The following is a 16447-nucleotide window of genomic DNA, read 5'->3' as shown; positions in this document are numbered from 1 at the left end:
TCAATCGGCGTGCAAACGGGACCCCTTATCGGCGCGCAAAAGGGACCCCCTGTCAGGATGGCGGAGCGTTGATGTGACGGGCTTCCTTGCGCTGCGCGCGGCGTAGGGAGGGCGTAGCCCGACCGGAGGCGCGCGCAGCGCAAAACATCTTCTAATTGATCGGTGCTGGGGGGGATCAGCTGCGGTTTTTGAAGCGCCAGCTGTCATTGCCGGTCTCGACGATGTCGCAATGATGGGTGACGCGGTCGAGGAGCGCGGTGGTCATCTTGGGATCGCCGAACACGGTGGGCCACTCGCCAAAGGCGAGGTTGGTGGTGATGATGACGCTGGTCTGCTCATAGAGTTTGCTGATCAGGTGGAACAGCAGCTGGCCGCCTGATCGGGCGAACGGCAGATAGCCCAGTTCATCGAGCACGATCAGATCGAGGCGGGATAGCTGGGCGGCGAGAGCGCCACTCTTGCCGATCCTGGCCTCCTCTTCGAGGCGGGTCACCAGATCGACCGTGTTGAAGTAGCGGCCTCGGGCGCCGGAGCGCACTACATTGGCGGTGATGGCGATGGCCAGATGGGTCTTTCCTGTGCCTGTGCCGCCGACCAGGACGATATTGCGCCGTGCGGGCAGGAACGCGCCGCTGTGCAATGAACGCACAAGCCCCTCGTTGATCGGGGTACCCTCGAACCGGAAGGCATCGATGTCCTTTACGACTGGCAGCCTGGCAGCGGCCATCCGGTATCGGATCGACGCGGCATGACGATGCGTCGCCTCCGCTCGCAGGAGATCGGTCAGTATCTCCATGGTGGTGCGCTGGCGCTGAAGGCCGGTGGTGACGGCATCGTCGAACGCGCCCGCCATGCCCTTGAGTCCAAGCCCGCGCATGGCCTCGATCATATCATGCCGCTGCATCGAAGGTCCTCAGCTGGTCGTAACGGGCACAGTCGGCGATCGGGGGATGGCGCAGAGCGCTATCCTCGGAGGTGATGATCGTCAGAGGACGCGGCGGTTCCCGGCGTCGTGCCAGGATGTTGAGGATCAGGTCGTCGCTTGCCGTGCCCGTCGCCAGTGCCTCACGCACAGCGGCTTCGACAGGCTCCAGGCCATCGGTCAGTACGGCCGACAACACACGGACGAACCGGCGATCGGCATCGTCGCCATTACCCAGCTTGCGGCGCAGGCGGGCAAGCGCCGGTGGCAGATCCCAGTCCTGGAAGGGGGCACCGTTCCGCAGCGCGCCAGGCTTGCGGGCCAGCACTGGCAGATAATGCCAGGGGTCATAGATCGTGCGGTTGCGCCCAAAGTAGCGAGGATGTTCAGCGACAACCTCTTCGCCGCAGCGAACGACGATGCGATCGGCATAGGCGCGGACCTGCACCGTGCGTCGTGCCACCGTCGATAGCACCGAGTAGCGATTGCGGTCGAAGCTGATCAGGCAGGTGCCGGTCACAGCATGCTCGCTCTCATTGAAGCCGTCGAACGGTCCCAGCATCGGCTGCAGCGCAGATCGTTCGATCTCCAGCATCTGCGCCACGGTCAGCTCTCCCTGTTCGGGATGGGGCTGCCGTTCCGCCCAGCGCCGACACTCGGCCTCCAGCCAGCCATTGAGCTCTTCGAGACTGGCGAACCGCAACCGGGGCTGGAAGAAGCGACCCCGGATCGTCTGCACCTGGTTCTCGACCTGACCCTTCTCCCATCCCGCCGCAGGCGAGCAGGCCGTGGGCTCGACCATATAATGGTCGGTCATGATCAGGAACCGCCGGTTGAAGACGCGTTCCTTGCCGGTGAACACGCTCGTCACAGCCGTCTTCATATTATCGTAGATGCCGCGCCCTGGCACGCCGCCGAAGAAAGCAAAGCCGCGCGCATGCGCGTCGAACAGCATCTCCTGGCTCTCACGAGGATAAGCCCGGACATAGACCGCGCGTGAGGCACACAGTCGCATATGCGCGACCTTCACCCGCATCGGTGCCCCGGCGATCTCAACATCTTCATGGCTCCAGTCGAACTGGTAGGCCTCGCCTGGCCTGAACATCAGCGGGATGAAGGCCGTGACACCATCGCCGGCATCTTTGCGCCGCTCGATCTTCCAGCGCGTCGTATAGCGCCGCACCGCATCGTAAGAACCCTCAAAGCCTTCGCGCACCAGCAGGTCATGGATCCGCGTCATCCGCAGCCGGTCACGCCTGCCGCGCAGCTCGTTCTCTTCCAGCAGCGTGTTCAGGCGCTCCTGAAACGGACCGATCCTGGGCAGCGGCTGAACCTTGCGCTGATAATCAAAGGCGCCCTCCGGCGCTCGGACCGCTTTGCGGATGACCTTCCGCGACACATGCAGATCCCGTGCGATCGCCTTGATCGCCTTGCCTCCGGCATACTCGCGCCGGATCCGTAAAACTGTCTCCAAAACCAACATCCCGATCTCGCCGCCTGAAAATCCAGCCGGCTGCTTAAACCATCGAAATGAGGGGTCCCTTTTAGACGCCGATCACCCCGCTAACGGGGTCCTTTTTGCACGCCGATCCACAGTCCCTAGAATAGTAGAACAGTGCCGCCGGTGCCCGCCCACCTGCAAACGGCGCATCATCGCAGACATAAGTCCACATCCGGGCGATGTCGGTCTTGTACTTTGCCAGGCGCGGCACGGTGGTGTCGTCGCCGTGGAGGCGCCCGGCACCGAGCGTGTGCGCTTCGAGCAGCAGAAAAACCGGCTTCACAGCGGCAGCGATCGCACCGATCTGATCGGCAAGCGTCGAAAGGCTGAGCGGGATGCCCTGGCTCTCGAGGCGATCGCGCTGGCTATTGAGTGGCTGGTGCAGCCCGAACTTGTTGAACGCAAGGCATGCGAGGAAATGCGGGCCAAACATGGCGCGCGGCGTGACGTGAAACGGCGCTGGCGGCTGCGTGATGGTCTGGCACGATCTGCAGGAAAAGCGCTCGCGCACGGTCTCGATGATCTTGTGCTGGGCAGGCACAGTCTCAAGCGCACGAATGACGCTCTCGCCAAGCTTGCTCAGGTTATCCGAACCGCAGCAAGGACAGTTCTTCTCGGCGGGAATAACGACCCGCTCGACGGGAAGACCTGGCGGAAACTCCCGGCGCGTTTGACGCTTGCGTGTGAAGGCTTCGACAGTGGTCGTTTTTGCAGCTGCCTGCTGCGCAGCGATCTCATCTTCGGTTGCAGTGGCCTCTAGCTCTTCGAACTCGAGTTCCATCTGGTCGATCAGGCGGCGCGAACGCTCCGAAGATGGTCCGTGCAGCGCGCGACGCATCTTCTCGTTTTGCAGCTCAAGATGGGCGTTGCGGGCGATCAGATCAGCGTTGATTGCCAGGACGCGGGCGGCATTGGCCTCTGCCTCGACGGCGCGCAGATCCGCGCGGGCAACGGCCTCGCGCAGGTCTTGCATATCGCGGGCCGAGAGCGTCTCCATCGCCGGAATCCCTAGCAGAATCGGCCCTGAGCCCGAAGGAAAATCGCCAGAAAAATGCTACCCAACTTTGCTCGGACGCCAGGCTTTCTGCGGGTTGCGCCAGTCAATGCCCTCTAAGGCCTGTGGACATTTAGGGGATTCCCTTTTTCGCGTGGATCGGATTCAAGACTGGCGAAGGGAGCGTCATTTTGGATCGACACGGAATAAGCGACGAGCAGTGGGAACGGGTTCGTCCTGCGCTTCCCGGTAAAATCGGGGACCGAGGCCGTTCTGCCGCAGACAATCGGAGATTTGTCGATGCGGTCTTATGGATCGCTGCGACAGGAGCGCCGTGGCGGGACTTGCCGGAGAGCTTCGGCAACTGGAACTCCAATTTCCGTCGCTTCCGCAGATGGGCGGTGAAAGGGATCTTCGACCTTCTATTTGAGCAGCTATCCGGCGACCGCGACTTTGAATATGCCATGATCGACGGCACGATCGTCCGGGTCCATCAGCAGGGCACCGGCGCAAGGGGGGGACTCATCGTCAGGCGATCGGACGGTCGCGCGGAGGGCTGACCACAAAGATCGTGGCGTTGGTAGATGCGCTGGGAAACCTAGCCCGTTTCGTACTGGTGCCTGGCCAGAGCCACGACCTCGTCGGAGTGAAACCGCTAATCCAGGACGTCGAATTCGATATGTTCCTCGGAGACAAGGCTTTCGACGCAGACTGGTTGCGAACCGAGTTGAACGAACGAGGCGCTGTAGCGGTGATCCCTCCCAAATCGAACCGAAAGCAAAAGATCGAATGCGACTTTCACGCTTATCGCTGGAGGCACCTCGTCGAGAACTTCTTCTGCAGCCTCAAAACATTCCGGCGGATCGCCACCCGATACGAGAAAACCGATCAAAGCTACCGAGCTATGATCAACCTCGCAGCTTTGAAGATCGCCATGCGATAAATGTCCACAGGACTTAGCAGGCAGGCCAGTGCCGAGGCCGAAATCGGCACCGTACCGTCCTTCGCAGAAGGCCAAACAAAACGCCCCTTCTCGAGCCGTTTTGCATATAACGACATGCCGAAATCGTCGTGCCACAAAATCTTGATCAATGATCCGCTGCGCCCCCGGAAAATGTACAGATCCCCTTGATGAGGATCACGCTTCAGACTTTCCTGAACCTGCAGCGCCAGACCGCGCATGCCACGTCGCATGTCTGTGTGACCCAGCGCGATCCAGATCTTCGCATCGCTCGGCACGGGGATCATCCTTCAAGCCCCGCCAGCACCCGAAGCAGCGCGGCGACATCGACGTCGCGGTCGACGATGATCCGGCGGCCATTGCCGCAAACAATCTCCATCTGGCCGCGTGACGACGGAACTGGGCAATCAGGGGTCACAACCACCGGCGCAAAGCCGGATATCCCTCTGGAAATCTGCGGAAATAGCCGTCTGCGCCAATCATAGATCTGGGATGGATCAACATCATGGCGCCGCGCTACCGTCAAAACTGAAACGCCGCGCTGAAACGCCTCCTCTACGATCCGTTGCTTTGCGTCATCGGTCCAACGCCTACGCCGGCCCGTCTCCAATACATCCAGGCGACGAACGCCCGGAAACACATCGCTGATTATCTCATCCATGCCCGCGCAATGCGCCGGCTACATCCGACCGACAATGCGGCCGCTACCGGAGGCGTACGCGGCGGTGGACGGTAGAGCAGAAGCTATCCGTGCTGCGGGATGCATTCGGCCCGGAGGGCTGCGTGCGTACGGCCTGTGAACGCCATGATGTCGGCAGCGGCTCGATCTACACTTGGCGGCGCCAGGCGATGTCCGGTGAGCTTGCCGGGGTTCGCAAGTTGGCCGAGCCGGCATTTGCGGAGGTGCAGATTAGCGAGCAGCTGTCATCGGTCGTGCAATTCTCCGCAAAAGTGGGCTTTGAAAATTCCCTAGTTGGTGGCCCCTTCATCTCATTCTGCCGGGGCTAGCCCCGGCAGAATGAGATGAGCCGACATTGTCCTCATCTCCTTTGCAGACGCGGAGACGGGGCCGATGATCCGACTTGGAGAATTGATGATGATCCTCGAACTACATCGGCAGGGTGTATCGATATCCGCCATTGCCCGACGCACTGGTCGCGATCCCAAGACCATCCGAAAATATATCGAACGGGGCATCGAGGCCCCGGTTTACGGCCCTCGCATGCTGGGTCGACCGAACAAACTGGCACCCTATCTGGAATTTTTGCGTGAGCGAGTGACGGCCTTTCCCGATCTGACGGCGGCGCGCCTGACGCGGGAAATCCGTGAGCTGGGATATATGGGCGCCTATACCGCAGTAAAGCGGTTCCTGGCAGCAATCCGGCCGCGGAAAACGGCCCTAAGCCCTTTGAGGTTCGGTTCGAGACGCCGCCTGGCGTGCAGGCACAGGTCGACTTTGCCCGGTTCGTCGTCGAATTTACCGATGAGCCCGGCGTCAGCCGGATCGTCTGGCTGTTCAGCCTGGTGCTGGGACATTCGCGCTTCCTGTTTGCGCGCTACGTCATGCATCAGGATCTCCAAAGCCTATTGCGCTGTCATATGCAGGCCTTTGAAGCGCTCGGCGGCGTCCCGATCGAGATCCTCTACGATCGCATGAAAACCGCTGTGACCGGGGAAGATGATCAGGGCCACATCATCTACAATCGATCATTGCTGGCTCTGGCCGGGCATTATCGCTTCGTGCCGCGCGCCTGCCGTCCCTATCGGGCCAAGACCAAGGGAAAGGTCGAGCGGCCATTCAGCTATATCCGCAAGGACTTCTTCCTGGGCCGGAGCTTCCGCAATCTGGACGATCTCAATGTCCAGCTGATCGACTGGCTCGATACCGTCGCCAACGTCCGTGTCCACGGCACGACGCAGCGGATTATTGCTGAAGCCTTCGCCGCCGAGCAGCCTGAGTTGCAGCTGCTTCCGGCGGGCCGCTTTGACGCTGTTCTGAAGCTGGAGCGCCGCGTCAGCCACGATGGGATGGTCTCGGTCGGCGGCAATTACTACAGCGTTCCCGATCGCACCCGGCGCGTCGTCGAAATCCAGCAGTTGCCCGACAAGATCCGGATCGTAGACCGGGGCCAGGTCATTGCCGAGCACCCGGTTCTTGAGGGGCGCCGGCAGTGCAGGATCGATCCTGCGCACCGGACAGGCAGCAGCGGCGCCAAGCGCCGTATCCATGGTAAAGAGGTAATCGCCATCGGTCGTGTAGGCGAGCATGTCACCGTGCGCTCCCTGGCCATCTATCAAGCGATCGGCAGCCAACTGGCGCGGGGAGAACGGCCATGAACCATGGGGGTGCCGCATCCCGCGTCGATAATATCCGCCGCAGCCTGGCCCATCTCAAAATGCCACGCGCCCTGGAGATGCTCGACGCCACCCTGCGCGGCATAGAGCAGGGCAAAATCGATGGCATCGAGGCCATCGACATATTGCTGAACGAAGAACTGTCGCTCCGGGAGAACCGCAGGATCAAGGCAGCCCTGCGCATGGCAAGGCTGCCGATCATCAAGACGCTGGACGGATATGACTTCTCCTTCCAGCCATCGCTCGACCGGAACCGCATCCTGGCGCTCGCTGGCCTGGACTTCATCAACCGGGCCGAGGTGGTGCATCTGCTGGGCCCGCCCGGTACCGGGAAAAGCCATATCGCCACGGCCCTTGCCGTCGAGGCCGTGAAGGCGGGCAAGAGCGTCTACTTCATCCCGCTCGCCGATCTGATCGCTTCACTGACCAAGGCTGAACGCGAGGGCACGTTGCGCGAGAAGATCCGCTTCCTATGCCGATCCTCCCTGCTCGTCGTCGACGAGATCGGGTATCTTCCCGTCACGCCCGGCGGCGGCAATCTCTTCTTCCAGCTCGTCAACGCCCGATATGAAAAGGGTGCCATGATCCTGACGTCAAACCGCGGCTTCGCCGAATGGGGTGATGTCTTTGGCGATCCGGTGGTGGCCACCGCGCTGCTCGACCGCCTTCTTCACCACGCTGTGGTCATCCAGATCGAGGGCTCCAGCTATCGCATGCGACAGCACGCCGACCTGCTGCCCGAGCATGCGCGCATGGCACCGTCCAACAACCCGCCGCCCTTGCCAAAGCGGCGCGGCCGCCCGCCAGCAAAGGAAAAGCCCGATCTCCATCACGGCTGATCACCGACACAAACCCTCCCGCCAAACTAGGGAATTTTAGATGCCCACTTTTGCGGAATCTTCGGTGCCCGTTGACACCAGCCAGCCTTGCCTGTCCCGACAGTTGCAGCGAGCAGCGGCGGCGTGATTGGCATCGAACTGCCGTCTGGTATCAGGGTGAGCGTGGATGCCACGGTCGATGCCGATGCCCTGTCACGGGTGATCGGTATCCTGACGCGATGATCCCGCTGCCGCCATCGACGCGGATCTTCCTGGGTAAGGGTTTCGACGGCCTGGCGGTGATGACGCAGCAGGTTCTGGAGCAGAGCCCCCATTCCGGTGCGCTGTTCGCTTTCCGGGGCAAGCGCGGCGATCTGGTGAAGCTGCTTTGGTACGACGGCCAGGGCATGTGTCTGTTTTCCAAGCGGATGGACCGGGGGCGCTTCGTGTGGCCGTCGACCAAGACGGGGTCGGTGGTGATGACGGCGGCGCAGCTTTCGATGCTCTTGGAAGGCATCGACTGGCGGCGACCTGAACGCACTTTCACTCCTTCATTGGCGGGGTAAAACGCCCATTTTCTGGTGCTTTATTAGCGTTTCGACCATCGATCTGCTATATGATCGTGGTGTCGGACGCAGGCCTTTCCACCCCTGATAAAGACGCTCGGATCGCCGAGCTTGAAGCTGCATTGGCAGCTGCCCACGCCGATATTTCCGCCCGCGACATCCTGATCGATACGCTGCGCGTGCAGATTGCGCGCCTCAAGCGGATGCAGTTCGGCAAGTCGTCCGAGAAGCTCGATACCCAGATTGCTCAGCTTGAGCTGGCGCTCGAAGAACTCGAAGGCGAGGCCATCGTCGCCGCCGCGCGTCGAGGCGATCCAGTAGCCGTCGATCGGCCACCACCGGTTCGGACGCTACCAGCTCATCTGCCGCGCGAGGAGCAGCGGATCGAGCCCGAGCAGGGTAACTGCACCTGTCCCGACTGCGGCGGCGCGCTGCGGCCGCTAGGGCAGGATAGCGACGAGATGCTCGATGCCGTGCCGGTGCAGTGGCGCGTCGTTCGGACCATCCGCCCCAAATATAGCTGCCGGGCGTGCGAGAAGATCGTGCAGGCGCCCGCGCCGGTGAAGGCGATAGCGCGGGGCAAGGCGACCTTCGGTACCCTGGCCCATGTCGTCGTCTCCAAGTTCGACCATCACCTTCCGTTATACCGCCAGGCCGAGATCATGGCCGCGCAGGGCATCGAGATCGACCGCTCGACGCTGGCTGGCTGGGTCGGCCAGGCATCTGTCCTGCTCGATCCGATCATCAACCGCATCCGCGAGGCCGGACTGACCGCTTCAAAGATCCACACCGACGATACACCGGTCCCTATGCTCGATCCGGGACTTGGCAAGGCGGCAACCGGCAGGCTCTGGGCCTATGCCGTCGACGATCGGGGCTGCGGTGCCATGACCCCGCCGCTGGTCTGGTATGAGTTCACCACCGACCGGACAGGCGCACATCCCCAACGGCAGCTGGCCAGTTTCACCGGCTATCTTCAGGCGGAAGGCTATGCCGGATACGACAAGCTCTACGACACCAACCGCGTCACCGAGGTCGCCTGCTGGGCGCATTTCCGGCGCAAGATATTCGACATTCATGCGACCAAGCCGACACCGCTCACCACTGATCTGCTTGAACGCATCGGTCAGCTCTATGAGATCGAGGCGGAGGTTCGCGGCCACCAGCCCGATATCCGACGACGAAGCCGACAGGACCGCACCAAGCCGCTGATCGACGAACTGCGCCAGGCGCTCGACGATGCCCTGCGCCGCCTTTCGCCCAAATCCGAGATGGCCAAGGCCATTGCCTATGGTCGCAAGCGCTGGGTCGCTCTGACGCGCTTTCTCGATGATGGACGTCTGGAAATCGATAACAACATAGCCGAGCGCGCCATGCGCTGCGTGGCCCTGGGTCGCAAAAACTGGTTGTTCGCAGGTTCAAAAGCAGGCGGCGATCGCGCCGCTGCCATCTATTCCGTCATCGAGAGCGCCAAACTCAATCGAACCACAGGCCTATATCGCCGACGTCATCGCCAGGATCGCTGGCAACTGGCCTGCTACCCGCTGGGATGAACTCATGCCGTGGAACTGGCGGCCCGATCAGCAACCGATCGCCGCAGCCGCCTGATCTGCGGTCTCCAGGCCCCGCTTACACTGCAGGACCGCCTGGCCCGGAAATTCAGTACGATTGTCGCTGACAATGTAAGCAGGTTTCCGCTGTAACGACATATGGCAAATTTGCACATTCGCCATATGTCGCGTTCGGCCGCAAACGTCCGCTGAGCGACGAACTTTGGGACATTCCTGCCGTCTCCATAGCGAGAGGTTGAACGGCAGCTGTTAGAAGAGGCGACTTTTCGGCTTTTATCGATCCTCACCACCCGCCACGCCAAAGACGATGACCATGAGATTGTGCTGGGTCTGGCCGCTCACCATCGAAAGCGCGGCAAGCGCCGCGGATGACTCAAACGAAACGCGTAATATGGGTGCGTATCCTCGTACCAGACGACCGCTTTGAGCGCGAATTCGCGCGCTGGGCTGCCCTCGTTTGTGTTGAGGATCACCGTCTTTGTCGGGCTGGGATTTGCTTCATCTGCACCATCACGTGCCGCCGGACGGCCTTTGCCTCCTGTCCGCTGACCATCATCAACTGCTTGATATGCACCGACGACAGCATCCGGCACATGGCGATCGAGAGATGCGCCGGGACATATTTCAAGACATGATAGAGGCGGTGCCGGCCCTTTTTAGTGTCGAAGCCACGGGATTTGCACTGGTATGGCGGCTTCAGGAGGTAGTAGCAGAGGTGGCTGAGCGTATGGCGGTGCTGTATCCGCCGACCCACCACGGTCTCTGCGCCTGTTGCACATACTAACCGCCCCGAAGCCGCCAGATCATCCGCCAAGTCTGATGGCCTCCAATCCTGCTCGGTCCACGCAATCATATGGACATGGGGTATCAGCCAACGATCCTTACCCGTCCGAGGCACGTTTTTCAGCGCGTCGACTTCGATTGTTGCGATCCACTCCAGGCCTTTGCCCTGCATCAGGTTTCGCAACCGGGATCGGATATCATCTAGGGGCAGGACAGGGTGGCTGCTAAGGCGGTGCCAGTCATCGTGGATGAAGGTCAGAAAGTAGAAGTTGAGGTGCTTGTTGCGCCGGAAAAACCGCCGCATCACCGAGGCGAGAGCAAACATCAGGGTTGCCCGCGCATCCAGGTCACAGCCCCGTAAATTGCCGGTCCTCAAACCCGGTTGGATATCCAACTGCCGGGCAGCTTGCGCGGACAATCCATGCCGGTAGCGTGCAATCCGCTCCTCCAGTATCTTGCCGGTGATGGAACACAGGTGCTTCGCCCTCCCGGGATTGCGAGCACGGGCGCATGTGCCGAACTGAATTTTCTTCTCCCGCTCGGTAGGGGTGAGGGCATTCCATGGCAACCCCGCCTCTTGGCTATATTGTTGCAGTGCCTCTATCCGCTGCTGTCTCTCGGCACGGTCACGGGGAGGCCGGTGATACTTGATGGCAGGCGGCTTGCGCTTACGCTCGGGCGATGACTCCTTCTTGGTAGGTTCAAATTCACAGATAGGGGTATCAGCATGGCTACGTTCATGCTGTGGTGCGTATTTTCCCATGAGGCAGATTCCTCGATCTACCCCACCAACACCCATCATAAGGTAGGTATATGGATATATATTAGTGGGGGTATGATAGTGCATGGTGAGCTTACCCAGCTTGGATAAGCAGGCGGGCATAGACGCATCGATGCTATGAGCATGGACGCGCACATGCTGATTTACAGGCCGCGTTTGCCGATCCGGGCACCCGGTGACCGTTTACGACGCGCGGCAACCGATATGTTCCGACGCACTTTCCTGCGGCGTGCGGCCAGTGCCTTATCGCTCAGCTTCGGCTTAGGTCTGGCAACCGGCACTGACGCGCGCGGTCCCTTCTCGAGAGCACGGCGTCGCTGGACCTCCTGGCTCCCGCCGATCTGATGGAGAAAGCCACCCACGAAGCGACTGGGCACACCGGCGTCGTAGGAATATTGGAGCTTGTGCGCGATGTGCCTGATCTGGTTGCGACGCGTCTTGGTGATCTCGCCCAGCATTCCGAAGAAGGCTGTCGCTAACCAAGCGAAGGCCATTGCTTGAAGCTCAGGCCCCGGCGACCAGCCTCTTCCGCTGGCATCTGTGATGAAGGATTGCAGTTCGACCGGGCGACGAATTGCTCGCCTCCCGACGCGGTTGATCATCCTATCGGCGTATCCGTTTGCCTTCTCCTGTGGGGCGCGAAAGCGGGGGTCTTTCGGATTGTCGATCCGGTGCTGATACTCTCGGGTATAATCGGCGAGCGCATCCATCAGGCTGCGACGCATTTTTCCAAATTTTCGAGACATGAGATGCTCCTGTCGCCGCTCCACACCCATTCGTAGGGCGCAAAAATGTATCTCCTGAACCCGGCGAGGGATCGGAGCGGCGCATATTGAAGGTGAGGGAATAGCGCGGGTTGCGCGCCGGAACGGGTGGCTAGGAGAGCCTAGCCGCCGGTCAAGGATTAGCTCTTCCGCGCAGCAGGATCAGCAGCACCTTGCGCAACCTCGCGCACACTTTCGACCGTGACGAATGTGCGCCGGCCAATCTTGACGCGCTTCAGCTTGCCCTGATTTATAAGAGCAAAAAAACTCGTATTGCCAATCCCGCCAAGCGCAGATCGGGCATCTATGTTGCTGAGTAGCAGTTCCATACTTTCCTCCATCCCGCATGGCCGGAATGCCCTGCGGACGAGGTAGGTAGTGCGCGACACGCAGCGAATTCGGCTGACCCTAGAACGACCCCATTCTGGCACGAATTGGCACTAATTCAGTAAGCACAGACCAATATGATGGTTACAGTAGGAGGACACCGCGTGAACGGCAGGGGTTATTGGCACTGCCAGTTCAGGCTTTGAAGGTGATCCGATCAACCACTCGAACGCTGACGTTGGTCTTTCACATATTTGTCCCAGATCATGCGAACATCGGTACGAATAGCCCGTTCGCCAAAAGCAAAACCCATGTTTTCTCTAATTTCTAATGACAGCTCAGCCTGACTCGAAAATATATCTCGATTCAGCCTATCTTCACGCTCCAGATCAATCACCGCATGCCAAAAGCTTCGCCATTTTAACTCATCCCGTTTCGCGCCCCGGCGGCTGGCAATTTGGGAATCATCATCGTTGGACGCGATCAGCGCCATGACATCATTCAGAAAAAAATGAACGCCCTCGTAAAGATGAATCCAGCGAGGCTTCAAAGTTTCAGTGATGGAGAATTTGTCGACCGGCCATCGCCATTCCATTTGGTCGCTCGCCCACCTTTTGCTTGACCGCCATGTGAGCGCTGGAAGTTCGACATCATGTTCTAAAGTTTCGTCATCTACAGCAGGCTGGCCCTTCCATGCAGCAACGATAGTATGTTCATCGGAGATCCAGCCTCGTCGAGCAGCGGACCTGACATGCCCATCTCGCAATTGGTCCGCCAGAATATCTTTGGCTTGGACAGAACCACCAAGCTGGCGCTCGACGAGTTTGAGGGCTTTAGATGCAGGAACCCAACTTTCGTCGAAGCAAACTGAATTGCTTTCTCCGCCGTCCGACATGAGTTCCCTCCAGGCAAAAGCTCCTGGCTGAAGTCAATATGAGAAGATTCTAGATTGGCAATGCAGAATTAAAATTTCGAGCGATCGAAAGCCAGATCAGCGTCTACGTCCGTCAGTGATCGCCCAAAGCCAAACCAAAAGTGGGCATAAAAATGGGCATAGCTCCGCCGAAGCGGAAATTATCTAGCAAAATCAACAAAAAATGGCGGAGACGGAGGGATTCGAACCCTCGGTGGCCCCTTAAGGCCACGACGGTTTAGCAAACCGCTGGTTTCAGCCACTCACCCACGTCTCCGCACGAAATTTGCCCACCCAGACAGGAGAGCAATGGCTGGCAGGGGCTATAGCGAGGGCTTTGCAGCATGGCAACGGGCTGTTTGCGGAATTTTTCGCCGTCTTTCCTCTTTCGTTCCGGCGCGGAATCGACTCAGGTCGCCGTTCGTTCATTGTCGTTTCAGCTTGCTGGTCGCAATGCCATGATATGACATTTAAGCGGGCTTTTCGGGGAGTATCGGGCATGATCGGCATCAACGGGCAGATAGGGGGCCGTATCGCGCGCGCCACGGCGCTGGTCGCGGCGCTCGCGGGCATGGCGCTGACGCCGATCGCCGCCTCGGCGCAGGTCAAGACGATCGATCCCAATACGGCGATCGATTCCGACCTCGCGCCGCCGCCGCCGGTCAATAGCGTGCCGACCGATCCCGGCGTCGACAGCAGCGTCAATCAGGGCATCAGTCCCGGCGTCACCCCCTATGAAGCGCCAGCCGGCAGCGCCGCCGGCAATACCGCCACCGGCGCGCCGGTGACGAGCAATTCGCCGCCTGCCGCCCTTTCGCCCGCCGAATCCTATCAGGAAGACGACCTGATCGGTGCGGCCGAAGGCGTGTTCGGCAAGGGCGCCGAGGGCCTCGCGGGCCTCATCGAAAAAGTGCTGAAGGATCAGGGCCGCCCCAACGCCTATATCGCCGGTCGCGAAGCGTCGGGCGCCTTTGTCGTGGGCCTGCGCTACGGTTCGGGCACGCTCAACCATAAGGTGGAGGGCAAGCGCGAAGTCTATTGGACCGGCCCGTCGATCGGCTTTGACGTCGGCGGCAATGCGGCCAACACCTTCGTCCTCGTCTATAATCTCTACGATACCCAGGATCTCTACCACCGCTTCCCCGCGGCGGAGGGCACCGCCTATCTGGTCGGCGGCTTCACCGCCTCCTATCTGCGCTGGGGCAATGTCGTGCTGATCCCCATCCGCCTGGGCGTCGGCTACCGCTTGGGCGTCAATGCGGGCTATATGAAGTTCAGCGAAAAGCGCACTTGGCTACCCTTCTAATCCTCCCCGGTACGGGGAGGGGGACCGCCGCCGCAGGTGGTGGCGCAGGGGGCGCGCCACCCGCTCACCCCTTATAAGCCCAGCGCCAACTGCCCGCCCTGCGCCTCGCCCCCTTCTTCCCCCTCCAGATTATGCACCCCCAACCCCAGCAGCCGCGCGCCCATGCGCAGCGGCAGTTGCGCGACCAGCAATTCCCGCCCGGCCTGCGCCAGCACGTCCGGCGACCGCACCGGCGTCGAAAAACTCCGTGACCGGGTGATGATGCGGAAATCGGCGAACTTCACCTTCAACACCACGGTCCGGCCCCAGGCCTGCGCCTTTTCGATCCGGGTCCACAGGCTCGCCGCGATCCGCTCGATCTCCGCCACCAGCGCCGCCTCCTCGACCAGATCGTCGAAGAAAGTGTCCTCCACGCTCACCGACTTGCGGCCCTCCCGCTCGCGCACCGGCCGGTCGTCTTGCGCCCGCGCCGCGCGATAATAATAGTCGGCTGCGCTGCCGAAATGCGTCTGCAGAAATCGCATGTCCCGCGCCCGCAGGTCCGCGCCCGTTTCGATCCCCAGCGCCTGCATCCGCTTGGCCGTCACCGGTCCCACGCCATGGATGCGCCGCACCGGCATCGCCGCGATGAAGGCCGGCCCCTCACTTGGCCGCACCACGCAAACGCCGTCGGGCTTGTTCTGGTCCGACGCCAGCTTCGCGATCAGCTTGTTGTAGGACACGCCGGCCGACGCGGTCAGCCCCGTCTCTTCCCGGATCATCCGCCTGATCTCTTCCGCCACCTGCGTCGCCGACGCGATGCCCGGCTTGTTCACTGTCACGTCCAGATAGGCTTCGTCGAGCGAGAGCGGCTGGACGATGTCGGTGAAGCGGCTGAAAATCTCCCGCACCTGGCCCGATACCGTGCGATAGACGTCGAAACGGGGCGGTACGAAGATCAGGTCGGGGCAGAGCCGCCGCGCCCGCGCGCCCGGCATGGCGGATCGCACGCCAAATGTGCGGGCTTCATAGCTGCATGTCGCCACCACGCCGCGCGGGCCGCCCCCACCCACCGCGATTGGCAATCCGCGCAATGACGGATCGTCGCGCTGCTCCACCGACGCATAAAAGGCGTCCATGTCGACATGGATGATCTTGCGCAGCGGCGGCGGCGAGGCGTCCATGCCATCGTCTATGCCATAGTCAGGAACGAAAGGGAAACAGACTCGGCCGCCTCAATCCTGCACGCGCAGATTGTCGAGCAACGTCTCCAGATGGGCGCGGCTGATCCGGCTCCACACATTATAGGTGCAATGCTGCCCGCCGATCCGCAGATAGGCGAGCGAATGCAACCCCTTGCCGTCCGGATTGTCCGCTGGATAGGGCTCCGCGCCGACCACGCCATAACCGGCAAAGGCAGGATGGGGCAGCGTGGGCAGATCGCGCATATAGGGCCATTGCCGCGTCAGCCGCGCCCGCTGCGCCGCATCCGGCTCGGCATCGATCGCGATTGTCCCCGGCCCGGCGAAGCCATAGGCGCTGCGCACTCCCGGCAGGTCGAATGCGACCGCCCAGCCGCCGCTAAACTGCGCGGCGCGCGCCTTGCCCGCCGCGCCGCCGTCGGACCGCAGCGCCAGCGGCGCGCATTGCGTCCGATTTTCTGCCACATCCCACTGGACCCGCGCGACATCCGCGCCGATCAGTGGCGAAGACGCAGGCGCGGCGGGTGGCGCCGGTCCATCGGACGATAGTGGTTTGGGGGACGCCGGGGGCGTCACCGGCGGCGGGGCGCACCCACCCGCCATCATCGCGGCCATCAGAATCATGCGTCTCATGGCAAGAGGGACGCACCAGTCTATGCGCGGTTCCCTATTCCCGTTTCCCTAATCCCGTTTCCCTAATCCCG

The 16447-nt window shown here is 61.3% G+C and carries 14 protein-coding genes, 1 tRNA gene and 5 pseudogenes; 8 read left to right on the top strand and 12 right to left on the bottom strand.

Going from position 1 to position 16447, the window contains the following annotated elements; all coding sequences use genetic code 11:
* Positions 1 to 175: 175 nt before the first annotated feature.
* From istB (sphantq_RS09950) to sphantq_RS09940, 3 genes and pseudogenes are all read right to left on the bottom strand, one after another.
* The gene (istB, locus tag sphantq_RS09950; protein WP_272798407.1) at positions 176 to 904 is read right to left on the bottom strand and encodes an IS21-like element helper ATPase IstB; all 729 of its coding nucleotides are present in this window, start codon (positions 902 to 904) and stop codon (positions 176 to 178) included.
* On the bottom strand, positions 891 to 2405 hold the full coding sequence (gene istA, locus sphantq_RS09945) for an IS21 family transposase (RefSeq protein WP_125999130.1): 1515 nt from the start codon (positions 2403 to 2405) through the stop codon (positions 891 to 893). The genes istB (sphantq_RS09950) and istA (sphantq_RS09945) overlap by 14 nt, the downstream gene beginning before the upstream one ends.
* Before the next feature lie 112 nt (positions 2406 to 2517).
* Positions 2518 to 3420: pseudogene (locus sphantq_RS09940) on the bottom strand (IS66 family transposase); the annotation flags it as partial.
* 188 nt (positions 3421 to 3608) lie between these two features.
* Here sphantq_RS09940 and sphantq_RS09935 point away from each other — a divergent pair.
* Positions 3609 to 4360 (top strand): IS5 family transposase gene (locus sphantq_RS09935; protein ID WP_272798406.1). Its coding sequence is split into 2 segments (ribosomal slippage): positions 3609 to 3930 and positions 3930 to 4360, totalling 753 coding nucleotides; the frame shifts between segments, so codons are not numbered across the junction.
* On the opposite strand, the gene tnpB (sphantq_RS09930) is transcribed toward sphantq_RS09935, so the two are convergent.
* Both tnpB (sphantq_RS09930) and tnpA read right to left on the bottom strand, forming a co-directional pair.
* Positions 4312 to 4656, bottom strand: coding sequence for an IS66 family insertion sequence element accessory protein TnpB (tnpB, locus tag sphantq_RS09930; protein WP_443021473.1), 345 nt, complete (start codon positions 4654 to 4656; stop codon positions 4312 to 4314). The two genes, sphantq_RS09935 and tnpB (sphantq_RS09930), sit on opposite strands and share 49 nt — an antisense overlap.
* 5 nt (positions 4657 to 4661) lie before the next feature.
* A complete protein-coding gene (tnpA, locus tag sphantq_RS09925) occupies positions 4662 to 5039 on the bottom strand; it encodes an IS66-like element accessory protein TnpA (protein WP_043152377.1) in 378 nt (125 codons plus the stop codon).
* An 89-nt stretch (positions 5040 to 5128) separates the two neighbouring features.
* On the opposite strand from tnpA, the pseudogene sphantq_RS09920 reads away from it, so the two are divergent.
* The 6 genes and pseudogenes from sphantq_RS09920 to tnpC form a co-directional block, all read left to right on the top strand.
* A pseudogene (locus sphantq_RS09920) lies at positions 5129 to 5299 on the top strand (IS66 family insertion sequence element accessory protein TnpB); the annotation flags it as partial.
* A 151-nt stretch (positions 5300 to 5450) separates the two neighbouring features.
* Positions 5451 to 6715: pseudogene (gene istA / locus sphantq_RS09915) on the top strand (IS21 family transposase).
* On the top strand, positions 6712 to 7572 hold the full coding sequence (istB, locus tag sphantq_RS09910; protein WP_336314422.1) for an IS21-like element helper ATPase IstB: 861 nt from the start codon (positions 6712 to 6714) through the stop codon (positions 7570 to 7572). Before istA (sphantq_RS09915) ends, istB (sphantq_RS09910) begins: the two are co-directional and overlap by 4 nt.
* Positions 7573 to 7650: 78 nt before the next feature.
* Positions 7651 to 7794, top strand: a pseudogene (locus sphantq_RS24305) (transposase); the annotation flags it as partial.
* Complete coding sequence (gene tnpB / locus sphantq_RS09905) at positions 7791 to 8117, top strand: IS66 family insertion sequence element accessory protein TnpB (RefSeq protein WP_272798402.1); 327 nt, start codon at positions 7791 to 7793, stop codon at positions 8115 to 8117. The pseudogene sphantq_RS24305 and the gene tnpB (sphantq_RS09905), both read left to right, overlap by 4 nt.
* Before the next feature lie 50 nt (positions 8118 to 8167).
* Positions 8168 to 9725 (top strand): annotated as a pseudogene (tnpC, locus tag sphantq_RS09900) (IS66 family transposase).
* Between the two features lie 432 nt (positions 9726 to 10157).
* On the opposite strand, the gene sphantq_RS09895 reads toward tnpC, so the two are convergent.
* The 5 genes from sphantq_RS09895 to sphantq_RS09875 all read right to left on the bottom strand — a co-directional run bounded on the left by sphantq_RS09895 (position 10158) and on the right by sphantq_RS09875 (position 13533).
* The gene (locus tag sphantq_RS09895) at positions 10158 to 11234 is read right to left on the bottom strand and encodes a hypothetical protein (protein WP_272798400.1); all 1077 of its coding nucleotides are present in this window, start codon (positions 11232 to 11234) and stop codon (positions 10158 to 10160) included.
* A gap of 161 nt (positions 11235 to 11395) precedes the next feature.
* Entirely contained in the window at positions 11396 to 11998 is a 603-nt protein-coding gene (locus sphantq_RS09890; protein ID WP_272798399.1) for a hypothetical protein, read from the bottom strand.
* A gap of 158 nt (positions 11999 to 12156) precedes the next feature.
* Positions 12157 to 12345, bottom strand: coding sequence for an excisionase (locus sphantq_RS09885; RefSeq protein WP_272798398.1), 189 nt, complete (start codon positions 12343 to 12345; stop codon positions 12157 to 12159).
* A gap of 215 nt (positions 12346 to 12560) precedes the next feature.
* Complete coding sequence (locus sphantq_RS09880; RefSeq protein WP_272798397.1) at positions 12561 to 13238, bottom strand: hypothetical protein; 678 nt, start codon at positions 13236 to 13238, stop codon at positions 12561 to 12563.
* Between the two features lie 203 nt (positions 13239 to 13441).
* Positions 13442 to 13533 (bottom strand) — tRNA-Ser (locus sphantq_RS09875).
* 222 nt (positions 13534 to 13755) lie between these two features.
* Here sphantq_RS09875 and sphantq_RS09870 point away from each other — a divergent pair.
* Entirely contained in the window at positions 13756 to 14562 is an 807-nt protein-coding gene (locus sphantq_RS09870; RefSeq protein ID WP_272798396.1) for a DUF1134 domain-containing protein, read from the top strand.
* A gap of 71 nt (positions 14563 to 14633) precedes the next feature.
* Here sphantq_RS09870 and dinB read toward each other — a convergent pair whose 3' ends face one another.
* Both dinB and sphantq_RS09860 read right to left on the bottom strand, forming a co-directional pair.
* On the bottom strand, positions 14634 to 15725 hold the full coding sequence (gene dinB / locus sphantq_RS09865; RefSeq protein ID WP_272798395.1) for a DNA polymerase IV: 1092 nt from the start codon (positions 15723 to 15725) through the stop codon (positions 14634 to 14636).
* A 51-nt stretch (positions 15726 to 15776) separates the two neighbouring features.
* Entirely contained in the window at positions 15777 to 16367 is a 591-nt protein-coding gene (locus tag sphantq_RS09860; RefSeq protein WP_272798394.1) for a hypothetical protein, read from the bottom strand.
* Positions 16368 to 16447 lie beyond the last annotated feature (80 nt).

Source organism: Sphingobium sp. AntQ-1 (assembly GCF_028538045.1).
GTDB classification, from domain to species: Bacteria; Pseudomonadota; Alphaproteobacteria; order Sphingomonadales; family Sphingomonadaceae; genus Sphingobium; species Sphingobium cupriresistens.
Note: the sequence above shows the minus strand (reverse complement) of the source record. Positions and strands in the feature narration are given on the sequence as shown.

Coding starts and splice junctions, on each gene's coding strand:
- dinB (WP_272798395.1), bottom strand. CDS start 15,725: ATGGACGCCTCGCCGCCGCCGCTGCGCAAGATCATCCATGTCGACATG.
- istA (WP_125999130.1), bottom strand. CDS start 2,405: ATGTTGGTTTTGGAGACAGTTTTACGGATCCGGCGCGAGTATGCCGGA.
- istB (WP_272798407.1), bottom strand. CDS start 904: ATGCAGCGGCATGATATGATCGAGGCCATGCGCGGGCTTGGACTCAAG.
- tnpB (WP_272798402.1), top strand. CDS start 7,791: ATGATCCCGCTGCCGCCATCGACGCGGATCTTCCTGGGTAAGGGTTTC.
- sphantq_RS09870 (WP_272798396.1), top strand. CDS start 13,756: ATGATCGGCATCAACGGGCAGATAGGGGGCCGTATCGCGCGCGCCACG.
- sphantq_RS09880 (WP_272798397.1), bottom strand. CDS start 13,238: ATGTCGGACGGCGGAGAAAGCAATTCAGTTTGCTTCGACGAAAGTTGG.
- istB (WP_336314422.1), top strand. CDS start 6,712: ATGAACCATGGGGGTGCCGCATCCCGCGTCGATAATATCCGCCGCAGC.
- tnpA (WP_043152377.1), bottom strand. CDS start 5,039: ATGGATGAGATAATCAGCGATGTGTTTCCGGGCGTTCGTCGCCTGGAT.
- sphantq_RS09890 (WP_272798399.1), bottom strand. CDS start 11,998: ATGTCTCGAAAATTTGGAAAAATGCGTCGCAGCCTGATGGATGCGCTC.
- sphantq_RS09885 (WP_272798398.1), bottom strand. CDS start 12,345: ATGGAACTGCTACTCAGCAACATAGATGCCCGATCTGCGCTTGGCGGG.
- sphantq_RS09895 (WP_272798400.1), bottom strand. CDS start 11,234: ATGGGAAAATACGCACCACAGCATGAACGTAGCCATGCTGATACCCCT.
- sphantq_RS09860 (WP_272798394.1), bottom strand. CDS start 16,367: ATGATTCTGATGGCCGCGATGATGGCGGGTGGGTGCGCCCCGCCGCCG.